We start from the raw sequence: 529 nt of genomic DNA, 5'->3' as shown, positions 1-529 counted from the left end.
TACAGAGACGGGTAGAAGTACAATTCGGGGACTGCCGGATATCGGTTCCGGTGGAAATTATTATCCGTCCGGTATCCAGCCTGGCGGGTCGGGATACGGTAATTGCGTATTGTCCTTCGGGCCCTGCCATCGACCTGAATGCGCTATTACCGGCTCCGCAAGGCAGTACGCGTTGGCTGGAACCGGGGCTAGAAAGCGGGGGCTCGACCTTTATCCCCGGTACGGATGCGGAAGGGGAGTATCAATATATAGTACGGATCGGTGATCCGGAGTCGGGTTGTACAGACACTTCAATCGTTACGCTGGAAGAAACGGGGACACAGGAGCTGTCCTTCGAACCGGTGGCGGTTTGTTCGGAAGAAATAATCCACCTGGGCCTACCGGTACGTGAATATACCAATATACTCTGGTGGAATGGTGAAATAAGTGATTCGGTGACCTTGTACTCGGGGAATACAGGCCCTTACTGGGTGGAAGCCGAGCGGGACGGCTGTGTGTACCGAGGGGATATCGAAGTGGAGCGGCTGGA

At 55.0% G+C, this 529-nt stretch carries 1 protein-coding gene; it reads left to right on the top strand.

Translation table 11 applies throughout. The features are described 5' to 3' along the window. On the top strand, positions 1 to 529 hold a 529-nt coding region (locus LVD47_RS23365), incomplete at both ends, for a hypothetical protein (RefSeq protein WP_236981136.1).

This window comes from Membranihabitans maritimus, from assembly GCF_021729145.1.
GTDB lineage: Bacteria > Bacteroidota > Bacteroidia > Chitinophagales > Saprospiraceae > Membranihabitans > Membranihabitans maritimus.
Note: the sequence above shows the minus strand (reverse complement) of the source record. Positions and strands in the feature narration are given on the sequence as shown.